This window comes from Streptomyces sp. NPDC036822 (genome assembly GCF_055609145.1).
Map to the genome: position 1 here is coordinate 550,300 of NZ_JBVJPY010000001.1, position 13,556 is coordinate 563,855.

Sequence of the window (13,556 nt, forward strand, 5' to 3'; positions counted from 1 at the left end):
GCGGGCCTTCCGGGCCCCCTGTCCCGCGCGGGCCGGCTCAGCCCTTCTTCAGGCCCAGGACCTCGGCCGCCGCGAACGTCTCACCCGCCGGGCGCCCCGCGTAGTACGGGGACAGCAGCCCGTCCAGCTCCTCGTAGGTGAAGGCGTCCTTCGACGTGTCGAACTTCGCCGCGACCCTCGGCCGGTCCACGACCGCGACCATGCCGCCGTGGACGACCAGGAGTTGCCCGTTCACCCCCGCCGCCGCCGGCGAGGCGAGGTACCCCACCAGCGGGGCCACGTGCTCGGGCGCCAGCGGGTCCGGCTCGCCCGCCGCCGGCTCCGCGAAGCCCGCGAAGACGTCCTCCGTCATCCTGGTCCGGGCCCGCGGGCAGATCACGTTCGCGGTGACGCCGTACTTCGCGAGCGCCAGGGCCGTGGACGTCGTCAGACCCACGATCCCGCCCTTCGCCGCCGCGTAGTTCGGCTGACCCGCCGAGCCGGCCAGGAACGCCTCCGAGGAGGTGTTGACGATCCGCCCGTACACCCCGGGCTCCCCCGCCTTCGCCCGCCCCCTCCAGTGCACCGCCGCGAAGTGCGTGGTGTTGAAGTGGCCCTTCAGATGGACCCGTATCACCGCGTCCCACTCGTCCTCGCTCATCGAGAAGACCATCCGGTCCCGCAGGATGCCCGCGTTGTTGACCAGGACGTCCAGCTTCCCGAACTCGCTCACCGCCAGGTCGACCAGACCCCGCGCCGTCTCGAAGTCGGCGACGTCGCCCAGGTGCGCGACGGCGCGGCCGCCCGCCGCGCGGATCTCGTCGGCGACCGCCTCGGCCGGCCCGGCCGAGGCGGCGCCGGAGCCGTCGCGACCCGGCCGGCCGTAGTCGTTGACGACGACGGCCGCGCCCAGCCGGGCGAGTTCCCGTGCCTCGGCCCGGCCGAGGCCGCGTCCGGCGCCGGTGACGATCGCGGACAGGCCCGCAAGGGGGAGTGACATCTCGTGGAAGTCCTCTCAGATCTCGATGCAGGTGCGCAGGGCCACACCCGTGCGCATCTGTTCCAGCGCCTCGTTGATCCCGGACAGCGGCACCCGGTGGGTGATCAGCGACTCGAGGTCGATCCGGCCGGCCCGCCAGAGCGCGATGGCCCGTTCGTACGAGCGCAGCACGTCCCCGCCCCCGTACATCGACGGCAGGATCCGCTTCTCGTCGAAGAACAGCTCGAACATGTTGAGCTGGAGGAAGTCGTCCAGCGCGCCCGCCCCGACCACGCACAGGGTGCCGCCGCGCCGGGTCGTCTCGTACGCCGTGCGCGCGGTGGCGGACTTGCCGACGACCTCGAAGACGTAGTCGAAGCCCTCGCCCGCCGTGATCCGCTGCTTCGCGTCGGCGAGCGCGTCGGGAGCGACCGCCTCCGTCGCTCCGAACCGCAGGGCCGCCTCGCGGCGGGACGCGACCGGGTCCACGGCGACGATCTGGGCGGCCCCCCGCAGGCGGGCGCCCTGGATCGCGGAGATGCCGACGCCGCCGCAGCCGATGACGGCGACCGAGGAACCGGTCTCCACCCTGGCCGTGTTGACCGCCGCTCCGAGGCCCGTGGTCACTCCGCAGCCGATGAGGGCGGCGATGTCGAAGGGCACGTCGTCGGGGATCGGTACGGCGCAGCCCGCGTCGACGACGACCTCCTCGGCGAAGGTGCCGGTGCCCGCGAAGCCGAAGACGTCCCCGCCGGGGCGCCTGAAGTTGGGGGTGCCGGCGTTCATGAAGCCCGCCAGGCACAGCTGGGTCTGGCCGCGCTTGCAGGCCGCGCAGCCGCCGCAGGCGGGGAGCCAGCAGATCAGCACGCGGTCGCCGGGGGCGAGGCCGGTGACGCCGTCGCCGACGTCGAGGATCTCTCCCGCGCCCTCGTGGCCGGGGACGAAGGGGGCGGGCTGGGGAAGGATGCCGCTCATGGCGGAGACGTCGGAGTGGCACAGACCGGTGGCCCTGACCCGGATGCGCACCTTCCCGGGCCCGAAGCCCACCGCCTCGACGTCGTCGACGACCTCGAGTTTGTCCTGGCCGATCTCGTGCAGCACGGCTGCGCGCATGGTGCGGCTCCCTTCGGGGTGGGTCTACGAGTGTTCGACGAGCGTGTCGGCGAGCACGGGAGCGTCGTCCCGCTCCACGGCCGTCACCGACACCTGGACGCGGCCGTCCCCGGTCCACATCCGGATGCGCAGCGTCTCGCCGGGGAAGACGACTCCCGCGAAGCGCGTGCGGTACGAGCGGACACGGGCGACGTCCCCGCCGAGGACCGTGTCGACCACCGCCTTGAGGGTCATGCCGTACGAGCAGAGCCCGTGCAGGATCGGCCGGTCGAAGCCGGCCAGCTTGGCGAACTCGGGGTCGGCGTGGAGGGGGTTCCAGTCGCCCGAGAGGCGGTAGAGCAGCGCCTGGTCCTCCCGTACGGCGCGCTCGACGGTCCTGTCCGGTGCGCGGTCGGGGAGTTCGACGCGCTCCGAGGGACCCCGGTCGCCGCCCCAGCCGCCTTCTCCCCGGACGAAGATCCGGGCGTCGCTGGTCCACAGCGGTCCGTCGTCGTCGGCCGTCTCGGAGCGCAGGACGAGGACGGCGGCCTTGCCCTTGTCGTAGACGGCGGCCACGCGCGAGGTGGTGACGGCCCGGCCCTGGACGGGGAGGGGTCGGTGGAGCGTGATCGTCTGGCCGCCGTGCAGGACGGCGGCGAGGTTCACGTCGATGCCGGGGGCGGACAGGCCTCCGACGACGCCCATGCCGCCGCCGGCGACGGTGGCGAAACTGGGCAGGACGTGGAGCTTCGACTCCAGGGTGTAGCGGAGCTCGTCGGGGTCGGTGGCGGGGTGCGGCTTGCCCTGGAAGGAGCCCGCGCCGAGGCCGAGGTGGTAGAGCTGGACGTCCTTGTGGTCCCAGGCGATCTCGGCGCTGCGGGGTTCGGCGGCGACGGCCTGTGCGGCGTCAATGGGCATCGGGATGCTGCTCCTTGGTGATCCGGTGGCGATCCGTGCGGACCGGTGGGACCGGCGGGCCGTGCGTGTCCGGCGAGGACCGTGCGTGTCCGGGGATCGGAGGGTGGGATCGGTGAGGGGAAAAGACCTCGGCGCGACCGTCCGCACCGTCGGCCGCACCGAGGCCGTGCGGGGACCGTCCCGTACGCGCCCGCCGTTCTAGAACGCGTTCTAGGTCGGTGATCCTCATGTATAGCCGAGCCCGTGGGAGTTGTGAACCCTCCTGACGGCGCGTCAGATGAACTGGTGAGGACGCGGCCCTCGGGCGGTCGCGCGGGGCGGGAACGCGCGGGCCGGGGTCCCGGCGGCGGGCGGGGCGGGCCCCTACGCTGGCACGGTGAACGAGATGCCCCGGGACATCCGCCCGGCCACGTCCATCCGCGTCCTGCTCGCCGAGGACCGGGGCACGACGCACGGCGGGCTCGGACTGCTGCTCGGCATGCGGCCCGACATGGAGGTGGTCGCCCAGGTCGGCCGCGGCGACGAGGTGGTGGCCACGGCCCTGGTCCGCCGCCCGGACGTGGCACTGCTCGACCTCGACCTCCCGGCCCGGACGGGCCTCGAAGCGGCCGCCGACCTGCGCGACGAGGTCCCGGACTGCCGGGTCCTGATCCTGACGACCTCGGCCCGTCCCGGCCTGCTGCGCCGCGCGAGGGAGACGGGCGCGGCCGGGTTGCTGCTCAGGGACGGCCCCGTCGAGGACCTCGCGGAGGCGGTCCGCCGGGCGCTCCGCGGCGAGACGGTGATCGACCCGGCCCTGGCGGCGGCCGACCCCGCGCCGGACACGGCCCCGTAGGGCCGGGGCGCCTCACCGACCCCGTGGCGTCCGACGCATTCGTCTCTCGGCGCGAGGCCCGGCCCCGCGGCCCCCGGAGGCGAGCTGAGGCAGAGAGGCCGCGCTCCGGGCCCTCCCTACGGCGTCCCGACCGCTCCCTGGAGCGCGTCCTCGCCCTTCCGGCGCTCCGGCCTCGGGAGCCACAGCAGCATGAGGACCGCGGCCGCCACCAGGACGCCGGCCGCCGTGCGGAACGCGGAGGCGTACCCCTCCGTCAGGGCCTCCGGGGTGGTGCCGCCCGCCGTCCGCGCCGCCGCGACGGTGGACAGGACGGCCAGGCCCAGCGCGCCGCCCATGGTGCGGGAGGTGTTGACGAGGCCGGAGACGAGGCCCGCGTCGCCGGGCTCGGCGCCGGAGGTGGCGAGGGTGGCAAGCGGCGGCATCAGCAGGCCCATGCCGGCCATCATCAGGATGCCGGGACCGAGGATGATCGACAGGAAGGTCCCGTCGGTGGTCATGGTCGACTGCCAGCCGAAGCCGGTCGCGGCGACGAGGGCGCCGATGACGGCGAGGTTGCGGGCGCCGGCCACGGGCATCAGACGGGGCGCCAGCTTGGAGCCCACGATCACGCTGATCGAGCTGGGGACCAGGGCGAGACCGGCCTGGAGCGGGGTGAAGCCGAGGACGTTCTGGGCGTAGACGGTCATGAAGAACCACATGCCGAACGAGGTCGAGGCGCACAGCAGCAGCGTGACGTTGGCGGAGGTGACCGCCCGCGAGCGGAAGACCTTCAGCGGCATCAGCGGGGCCACCGTGCGGGCCTCGACGGCGACGAAGAGGCCGAGGAGCGCGAGGCCGCCGAGCAGGGGGGCCAGGGTGACCGGGTCGCCCCAGCCCGCCTCCTCCGTCTGCACGATGCCGTACGCCACGGACGCCAGGCCGCCGGTGACGAGGACCGCGCCCGGCAGGTCGAGCCGGCGGCCGCCCGTGGCCCGGCTCTCGCTCAGCCACACCAGGGCGCCCGCGAGGACCAGGACGCCGACGGGGACGTTGATGAGGAGCACCCAGCGCCAGGAGAGCAGGTCCACCAGGACACCGCCGACGAACCCGCCCGCCGCGCCGCCGGCCGCGCCGACCGCCGTCCAGGTGCCGATGGCCCGGGTCCGCGCGGGTCCCTCGGGGACGGCCGCGGTGACGAGCGTGAGCGTCGCGGGCGCCAGGACGGCGGCGCCGAGGCCCTGGACGGCGCGGGCGGCGACCAGCTGCCACCCCTCCTGCGCGAGGCCGCCGGCTATGGAGGCGGCGGTGAAGAGACCGAGCCCCAGGAGGAACATCCGCTTCCGGCCGAAGAGGTCGGCCGCTCGCCCGCCGAGCAGCATGAAGCCGGCGAAGGCGATCGAGTACGCGTTGAGGACCCACTGCAGACCGATGGAGGAGAGCCCGAGGTCGGCCCGCATCGACGGCAGGGCCACGTTCACCACCGACACGTCGAGGACGACGAGGAACTGGCCCGCGCACGCGGCCAGCACGACGAGCCAGGCGCGGCGGTCGGATCGTAGGGACGCGGACTGTTCGGCGGCCGACTCGGTGTGAACCATGCGTGTCATGGTCGCAGAGCCGGAGTGGGCCGTACATGCTGCGAGGGATGTACGGGCTCCCGGACCCGGGTCCTACGACCTGCCGCCCGACCGCCGCCCGACCTGCCGCCCGACCACCCTCCCACCGCCGTCCGACGGCCAGCCGACCGCACACCGTCCGACCGCCACCCCACCGCCTTCCGACGGCCGTTCGGGGCCGGGGCGACGGCGCGGTCCCGCACCCGGCCCGCGCCCGGCCTCCGCGCTCGCGGTCGTGGTGCTCATGGCCTCCGCAGCATCGTCACGACGGCCGCGCCGCCCAGACCGATGTTGTGCGCGAGGCCGACCCGCGCGCCCGCCACCTGCCGGGGCCCGGCCTCGCCCCGCAACTGCCAGACCAGTTCGGCGGCCTGGGCGAGGCCGGTGGCGCCCAGCGGGTGCCCCTTCGAGATCAGACCGCCCGAGGGGTTCACGACCCACCGGCCGCCGTAGGTCGTCGCCCCCGACTCGACGAGCTTCCCGCTCGCGCCCTCCTCGCACATGCCGAGGGCCTCGTACGTCAGCAGTTCGTTGACGGAGAAGCAGTCGTGCAGCTCGACGACGTCCACGTCCTCGATGCCGAGACCGGAGCGCTCGTACGCCTGCCGGGCCGCCGCCCGGGACATGGGCAGGCCCACCGCGTCGATGCAGGAGCCGGAGGCGAAGGAGTCCTCCGTGTCGGTCGTCATCGCCTGCCCGGCGATCTCCACGGCCTTGCCGTGCAGCCCGTGTTCGACCAGAAACCGCTCCGAGACGACCACGGCGGCCGCCGAGCCGTCGGAGGTGGGCGAACACTGGAGCCGGGTCAGCGGCCGGTGGACGGTCTTGGCGGCGAGGATCTCCTCGACCGAGTACACGTCCCGGAACTGGGCGTGCGGGTTGTCGGCCGAGTGCCGGTGGTTCTTGGCGGCGACGGCCGCGAGCTGCGCCTCCGTCGTGCCGTGGCGCTCCATGTGCTCGCGGGCCGCGTTGCCGAAGATCTGCGCGGTGGGCGGGGACATCTCGAAGCCGTGGGCGGCTGCCATGACGCCGTAGTGCCGGGCCACCGGGGAGGTGCTGAAGTCGGCCGCCCCGGAGCCGCCGCCCAGCGCGCCGCGCGCCATCTTCTCGAAGCCGAGCGCGAGGACGCAGTCGGACACCCCGCCCTCCACGAACTGGCGGGCCATCATCAGGGCCGTCGAGGCCGTGGCGCAGTTGTTGTTGACGTTGTAGACGGGCACGCCCGTCAGGCCGAGTTCGTAGGCGGCGCGCTGTCCGGCCGTCGACGGCTGGAAGCAGTAGCCGACGGACACCTGCTCCACCCGCCCGTAGGGGATCCCGGCGTCGGCGAGGGCGGCCGTCCCCGCCTCCCTCGCCATGTCCCAGTACTGCCAGTCACGCGTCTCCGGCTTCTCGAACCTCGTCATCCCGACGCCGACGATGTACGCCTTCCCCATGGTCACGTTCCCCTCGGTTCAGTCCCGCGGCAGGCCGAGCAGGCGCTCGGCGACGACATTGAGCTGGACCTGTGTGGTGCCTCCGGCGATGGTCAGGCAGCGGGACATCAGCAGCCCGTGCACGGCCCGCTCCCCCGCCCCCTCCCGTACCGCGCCCGCCGGACCGAGCAGTTCGAGGGTCAGCTCCGCGACCTTCTGCTGGTGGACGGTCTGCACGAGCTTGCGGACGCTGGCTCCCGCGCCCGGTTCGAGCCCCGAGACCTGGAGCATCGTGGTCCGCAGGCCGATGCAGGCCAGTGCGTGGGCCTCGGCGGCGAGCGCCCCGATCCGGACCCGTACGTCACTGTCGGCGTCGGCCGCCCGCGCGATCAGCGCTTCGAGGCCGCTGTCAAAGGCGACCTGGTCGGCCATGTGCACCCGTTCGTTGCCGAGGGTGTTGCGGGCGACCCGCCAGCCGTCGTTCACTTCGCCGACGACGGCGTCGGCGGGCAGCGGCACGCCGTCGAGGTAGACCTCGTTGAAGAGCGAGTCGCCGGTGATCTCCCGCAGTGGCCGGATGTCGATCCCCGGGGTGTTCTTCATGTCGACGACGAAGTACGTCAGCCCCTGGTGCTTGGGGGCGTCGGGGTCCGTGCGGGCGAGGAGGATGCCGAAGTCGGCCCACTGGGCGGCGCTCGTCCACACCTTCTGTCCGTCGATCCGCCAGCCGCCGTCGCCGGTGCGCTCGGCCCGGGTCCGCAGGGAGGCGAGGTCGGAGCCGGCGTCCGGCTCGGAGAACAGCTGGCACCACAGCAGGTCCCCGCGCAGGGTGGGGCCGAGGAACCGGGCCTGCTGCTCGGGGGTTCCGTACGCGAGCAGGGACGGGACGACCCAGGTGGCGATGCCGAGTCCGGAGAGCCGCACGCCCGCGTCGGCGGTCTCCCGCTGGACGGCGAGCTGGTGGAGCGGCCCGGCACCGAGTCCGTAGGGCGGCGGGAGGTGCGGGGCGGCGTAGCCGGTGGGGGCCAGCAGGCGGCGGGCGGCGGCGGGGTCGAGCCCGGCGGCGGGGGCGACGGCCTCGCGGGCCCGGGCTCGGTGGGCGTCCGCCTCCGGGGGCAGTTTGAGGCGGATTTCGCGCCGGGTGCCGCCGACGGCGAGCCGGACGGCGCGGGCCCGGTGGTGGTCGCCGGGGCCGAGGAGCTGGCGGGCGACGAGGGCGCGGCGCAGCCACAGGTGGGCGTCGTGCTCCCAGGTGAAGCCGATGCCGCCGAGGATCTGGACGCAGTCCTTGGCGCAGCCGTAGGCCGCGTCGAGGGCGGTGGCGGCGGCGAGCGCGGCGGCCAGGGACCGCACGTCGCCGGGTTCGCCGGCCGTCACGCGGGCGGCGTCCCAGGTGAGGGCGCCGGCCTGCTCGACGCGTACGAGCATGTCGGCGCAGAGGTGCTTGACCCCCTGGAACCGTCCGATGGGCCGCCCGAACTGTTCGCGGGTCCTGCCGTGTTCGGCGGCGGCCTCCAGGGCGCGGGCGGCGGTGCCGCAGGCGTCGGCGGCGAAGAGCACGGCGGCGAGGTCGTGGACGAGCGCGGATTCGACGCCGAGGACCCGGTCGGTGGGGACCCGGGCCCCGGCGGCGGTGACCTCGGCGGTCGGGCGGGTGGGGTCGGCGCTCTCGTGGAGCCGGACGGACAGGGCCTCGGCGTCGACGGCCGCCCAGACGGTGCCGCGGGCGGTGGTGGCCGCCAGGATCAGCAGATCCGCCTGGGCGCCGCCGAGCACGGGCGGGGCGCTGCCGTCGAGGACGAGCCCGTCGGGGGTCTCGACGCCGGTGAGCCCGCCGGGCGCGAGGGCGACGGCCGCGACACGGCGTCCCGCGGCGAGCTCGCCGGCGAGCGGGAGCCGCCCCGCGCGGACCAGCAGTTCCGCGGCGAGGACGGTCGGCAGGTACGGCCCCGGCAGCGACGCCCGCGCGGCCTCCTCCAGCACGACGGCGAGATCGACGAGGTCACCGCCTCCGCCGCCGCACTCCTCGGGCAGATGCACGCCGAGGAGGCCCTGTCCGGCGGCGGCGTCCCAGTAGCCCGGGCGCGCGGCGGCGGTACCGGGGACGTCGAGGTGCTTGCGGACCTCCTGGGGCGGGACGGCACGTGCGAGCCAGCCACGGACGGATCGGGCGAGCTCCCGCTGTTCTTGCGTGATGGCGATGCCCATGGCAGGGCAGACTAGAACACGTTACAATCTGACGGAAGGTCAGATGAGGGTCGAATGCGATCGGGGGCGGGGTCGGGCGGAGAACGCGGCCGGAACGGTCAGTCCGTGTCGCGCGGGTCGAACGACCGCGTGTCGACCGTGAGCGGCTCAGGGAACGCGGTGGCCACCGCCTCCCACGGCGTCAGCTTGAAGCCGGTGCCCTCGCGCTCCCCGTCCGCAGGGGTCGCCTCGCCGTCGTGGGTGATCAGCAGGCCCTGCGGGAAGGCCCGCCCCAGGGGGACGTTGACCACGGTGGAACCGTCGGAGTGCTGCACGCCGTCGACGGCGGGGCCGTCGACGATGGCGAAGGAGCCGATGTAGTCGTTGTCGCCCTTGCGCCCGTACACCGCGAAGGCGTCGTCCCCCTGGCTGGAGGCGAGCACATAGCCGGCGCCGTCCGCCGCGTGGTAGACCGTGACGCCCTCGGCGTCGGCGCTCAGGTGCTCACCGCCGAAGCCGGGATCGGCGGCGGTGTCGAGGACGCACTCCTCCTCGACGGGGTCGTACGTCCACGGCGTGCCGTACTCGCGGACGCGGTCGATCGACTCGGGCCGCCCGAACTCCTCGTCGTCGAGGTCGACGCGCCACAGCCCCACGGCCTCCTGGGCCGCGTAGAGGACGTGCTCCTCCTGGTCCACGGCCATGCCCTCGACCTGCGGGCGCTCCCCGGGATCGGCGCACGGCGACCAGGTCGTCCCGTCGGGCAGCGCGAAGCTCCCGGGCAGGTCGAGGGTGTCCTTGGTCCGGTACCCCACCCTCCCGCCCCGGTCCTCGAGTTCGAGCAGCCTCAGACGGGTCTCCTCCCGCTGGGACACCACGACGTACGCCTCGTCGTCGTCGCTGAACGCGGCGAGCCCGTACGCCGTGCGCTGGTCGTCCACCTCGCCCTCGTCGGCGGCGAAGACCGGCCTGACGTCGGGCGCCGTCACGTCCGTGAGGGGCGGCCTTCCGGCCGCGACGGCGGCGGGGTCGATCGCGAAGGCGCGGACCCGGTCGCGGCCCCGGTCGCTGACGAGCGCCAGGTCCGTCTTCCTGCCCCTCAGTTCGAAGCCGTAGACGACGTCGACGTTGTTGAAGCGGCCCGGGGCGGCCTCCTCACCGGGCGCCGCCGGCGCGGCTATGTGCTGGAGGCGCCGGCCGTCGAGGCCGTAGACGTCGAGGCCGGCCTCCTTCAGCGTGCCGATCACGATGCTGCGCCCCGGGCGCGTGGGGTCGACCCACACGGCCGGGTCGTCGGCGTCGGCGTTGCCGCCCGCCTCGTCGTCGTACACGGCGGGTGTCTCGACGGACGCGGTGACGGTCACCGGCCCGGGCTGGGCGGGGGCGCCGGACACCAGCAGGAACGCGGCGGCCAGGGCCGACACGGCGGATGCGCTCACGGTTCTCCTCGGTCAGGGAAGCGGACCCGCGCGACGTTAGGCCCCGGGGGTGAGCGGGGACGGACACCGCCGTGAACATCGGATGACCCGTCAGCTGAACAGGTTCAGCGACCGGTGCGGTCCGGCGGACCGTGCGGCCGGGCGGACGGTGTGGTTCCGGCGGGGTGCGTAGGGCACGATGGCGCTCGCACGAACGTACCCGCCAGTAGGAGGACCCGCCCATGGCCGCCGCGCCCGCCCCCGAGATCCTTGCCGCCTTCGAGGCCGCCAAGGGCTTCATGCCCGTCGAGGAAGGGCTCGCGCTGTACGAGGCCGCCGCCGGGGCCGCCGGGCTCGGGCTGCCCCTCCTGGAGGTCGGCACGTACTGCGGGCGCTCCACGATCCTGCTGGCGGACGCGGCCCGGGCGGCCGGGACCGTCGCCGTGACCGTGGACCATCACCGGGGCAGCGAGGAGCAGCAGCCGGGGTGGGAGTACCACGACCCGTCGGTCGTCGACCCGGAGGTCGGCCGGATGGACACGCTGCCGACGTTCCGCCGGACCCTGCACGCCGCCGGTCTGGAGGAGCACGTCGTCGCGGTGGTCGGGCGCTCCCCCCAGGTCGCGAAGGTGTGGGCGGGTCCGCTCGGCCTCGTCTTCATCGACGGCGGTCACACCGACGAGCACGCGACGGCGGACTTCGAGGGCTGGGCCCCGAAGGTCGCCGCCGGCGGCGTCCTCGTGATCCACGACGTCTTCCCGAACCCGGAGGACGGCGGCCAGGCTCCGTACCGCATCTACCTCCGGGCCCTGGAGTCCGGCGACTTCGAGGAGATCTCCGTCACCGACTCCCTGCGGGTCCTGCGGCGCCGCTAGCGCGCGTCCGGCCGCCCCCGCCCGGGCCGCGGATGCGGGCCCGCGGCGCGGCTGGCGGGACGTCGAAACGCCCTAGAGGCCGAAGCCCGAAGTGACGTAGAGGCAGTTCGTGTAGCTGTAGCCGGGTTCGATCTTCGCCGTGCTCGACTTGTTCACGGCGGAGGAGGAGCCCGTCCCGTCCCGCTTGTGCAGGAAGTGGTAGTTGCCGGCGGGGAGCGTGATCGTCGTCTTGGGGTACTTCGACGACGGTCCGGAGCACGCCTTGATCTTCGGCGCGTTGCGGGCGAGGCTGCCCGGGTAGGCCTTGCACGTGCCGCACGCCTTGATCGTGACGCGTCCGGTCACCGGCCCTGTGTAGAGGAGTTCGACCTCTCCCGGGCCGTCGTTCGAGACCACCATCACCATGCGCGAGCCGCCCGGCGCCGTGGCCGGGGGAAGTCGCTTCCCCGCCGCCGGCTCCTCCTCGGCGATCTCGGCGGCGATCGCTATGGACCGCGCGTGGGCCAGCTGCGGGCTGTTCGGGTACTGCGTGGCGTACTCCGTCATCGTCCGGATGGCGTCGGTGTACTCCTTGTCCTCGAAGTGCCTGACACCGCAGGCGAAGTCGCCCTTGCGCACCGCGTCGCCGTTCGCCCGCGAGAGGGCGGCGAAGGCGGGCTTGGGCAGCAGGTCGACGGTGGTGCCGACGCGGCGCAGCTCGGTCACCTTGCCGCACGGGTCGGCTCCGGCGCCGGTCAGCGCGGCCTCGCGGCCGCGGATGGTCTCCTCGACCGCGGCCTCGATCTTCTGGGCGTGCGGCGACTGGGGGAACGTCGACAGCAGGGCGTTGAGGTGCTCCCCCGCGGTCGCCTCGGCGCCGGCGACACCGATACGGCTCGTGCCGCACTCGTACCAGGAGTGGGCCAGCGGCTCGTCGGCCTTGCCGGCCAGGTCGCCGAGGAGCGAGCGGTCCACGGTCCCCGGCAGACCGCGCAGATGCTGGAGGCGGGGAACGGCTTCGCAGTAGTTCTTGGCGTCGTAGGGCGCGGAGACGGCCGCGTAGTAGGCGCCGAGGCGGTCGGGGACGAGGCGCCCGGCCCGGGAGCCGGCCCGGCGGGAACCGAGGTCCTGGTAGGTGAGGAGCGCCTCGCGGTAGTCGGCCTCGGCGCTGCTGAAGCTCTGCCCCTCGGCCGACTTCACCAAGGCGTCGGCGGCGGCGAGGCGGTCGAGGAGCGACTGCTCCACGGCCTCGTCGCGGGCCGAGCCGTAGGCGAGCGTGCCGCCCACGGGCACGACCAGCAAGGCCAGGGCGAGTGCCACGGGGAGCGCCGCCGGGAGCGCGAGGGCGCGCCGGGGGGCACGCCATCCGCGCCGGGCACCGTCCGCGGCGGCGGCCAGCAGGAACACGCCGTAGCCGACGAGGAAGCCGGTGGGTACGCCGTCGACGTCGGCCGGGAGGGCGACGAAGAGCAGGGCGGCCGTGGCGCCCCAGCAGACGGCGGCCAGGGCCCACTGCCTGAGCAGGACGTACCCGAGGCCCAGGCAGGAGAGGTTCAGCAGTCCGACCAGCGCGGCCTGCGCCGGGTGTGCCCCGGCGGGCGGCGGGGGAACCTGCGGCGGCCCCACGGGCGGCGGCGGCACCGGCCCCCCGCCCCACGCGCCGTACGCCGGGGTGGGGGCGCTGTACGGCGCCTCGGGGGCGCCGTGCGACGGGGCCGGGCCGGCCGCCGGGCCGAAGGCACCGTCCGCACCGGAGTTCGCGGAAGCACCGGACGCCGCGGAAGCAGCCGGTCCGCCGGAAGCCCCGGGGCCCTCGGGGAACCCACCGGCCTCGGAAGCACCAGGGCCCGCGGAAGCAGGTCCTCCGGCGGCACCCGGCCCCCCGGAACCAGGTCCTCCCGGCGCAGCCGAACCCCCCGGCGGCTTCCCCGGCCCGCCGTACGCCCAGGGCGTCTCGGACACCCGGGGGTCCGCGGGCGGGCCGAAGCCCGGGGGTGATCCGGCGCCCCGGCCCGCCGCCTCCGCGCCCGGACGGCCGTCCGGTCCCGCTGCCCGCGCCCCGCCCCGGGGGTCCGCGTGCGCAGCTCTGTCCCCCGGGTCCTGGGGATCGTCGTGCCCCGCCCGGTCCGACGCGTCGTTCGGTTCCTGCCCCGCCACAGTGCCCCCCCGTGGTCCATGCGCGGTGTCTGGTCACCGACGCACTCTCTCCCTACCCGCCACACTCCCCACACAGACTCCTCGCGTCAACGGACTATTCGACCTGAGTCCGCCCCGCCTCGCACTA

At 74.5% G+C, this 13,556-nt stretch carries 9 protein-coding genes and 1 pseudogene; 2 read left to right on the forward strand and 8 right to left on the reverse strand.

Features of this window, described 5'->3' with window-relative positions:
* Positions 1–37: 37 nt before the first annotated feature.
* Genes ACZ68P_RS02555 through ACZ68P_RS02565 form a run of 3 tightly spaced genes read right to left on the reverse strand, consistent with a single transcriptional unit; the run spans position 38 to position 2,968 of the window.
* Positions 38–979, reverse strand: coding sequence for a 3-oxoacyl-ACP reductase (locus tag ACZ68P_RS02555; protein WP_471001418.1), 942 nt, complete (start codon positions 977–979; stop codon positions 38–40).
* A 15-nt stretch (positions 980–994) separates the two neighbouring features.
* Complete coding sequence (locus ACZ68P_RS02560; protein WP_471001421.1) at positions 995–2,071, reverse strand: Zn-dependent alcohol dehydrogenase; 1,077 nt, start codon at positions 2,069–2,071, stop codon at positions 995–997.
* Positions 2,072–2,095: 24 nt separating this feature from the next.
* A complete protein-coding gene (locus tag ACZ68P_RS02565) occupies positions 2,096–2,968 on the reverse strand; it encodes a MaoC/PaaZ C-terminal domain-containing protein (RefSeq protein WP_471001424.1) in 873 nt (290 codons plus the stop codon).
* A 376-nt stretch (positions 2,969–3,344) separates the two neighbouring features.
* Between ACZ68P_RS02565 and ACZ68P_RS02570 the strand changes: the two are divergent.
* Positions 3,345–3,797, forward strand: a pseudogene (locus tag ACZ68P_RS02570) (response regulator); the annotation flags it as partial.
* Between the two features lie 122 nt (positions 3,798–3,919).
* On the opposite strand, the gene ACZ68P_RS02575 reads toward ACZ68P_RS02570, so the two are convergent.
* From ACZ68P_RS02575 to ACZ68P_RS02590, 4 genes are all read right to left on the reverse strand, one after another.
* Positions 3,920–5,380 carry an MFS transporter gene (locus ACZ68P_RS02575; protein WP_471001427.1) on the reverse strand — a complete coding sequence of 487 codons (1,461 nt, stop codon included), beginning with the start codon at positions 5,378–5,380 and terminating at the stop codon, positions 3,920–3,922.
* 260 nt (positions 5,381–5,640) lie between these two features.
* Positions 5,641–6,834, reverse strand: coding sequence for a lipid-transfer protein (locus tag ACZ68P_RS02580; protein WP_471001430.1), 1,194 nt, complete (start codon positions 6,832–6,834; stop codon positions 5,641–5,643).
* Positions 6,835–6,852: 18 nt separating this feature from the next.
* Positions 6,853–9,021 carry an acyl-CoA dehydrogenase gene (locus tag ACZ68P_RS02585; RefSeq protein WP_471001433.1) on the reverse strand — a complete coding sequence of 723 codons (2,169 nt, stop codon included), beginning with the start codon at positions 9,019–9,021 and terminating at the stop codon, positions 6,853–6,855.
* A gap of 98 nt (positions 9,022–9,119) precedes the next feature.
* A complete protein-coding gene (locus ACZ68P_RS02590) occupies positions 9,120–10,439 on the reverse strand; it encodes a phytase (protein ID WP_471001436.1) in 1,320 nt (439 codons plus the stop codon).
* Positions 10,440–10,660: 221 nt separating this feature from the next.
* On the opposite strand from ACZ68P_RS02590, the gene ACZ68P_RS02595 reads away from it, so the two are divergent.
* The gene (locus ACZ68P_RS02595) at positions 10,661–11,293 is read left to right on the forward strand and encodes a class I SAM-dependent methyltransferase (protein ID WP_471001439.1); all 633 of its coding nucleotides are present in this window, start codon (positions 10,661–10,663) and stop codon (positions 11,291–11,293) included.
* A 72-nt stretch (positions 11,294–11,365) separates the two neighbouring features.
* On the opposite strand, the gene ACZ68P_RS02600 is transcribed toward ACZ68P_RS02595, so the two are convergent.
* A complete protein-coding gene (locus ACZ68P_RS02600) occupies positions 11,366–12,913 on the reverse strand; it encodes a hypothetical protein (RefSeq protein WP_471001442.1) in 1,548 nt (515 codons plus the stop codon).
* Positions 12,914–13,556: the final 643 nt, after the last annotated feature.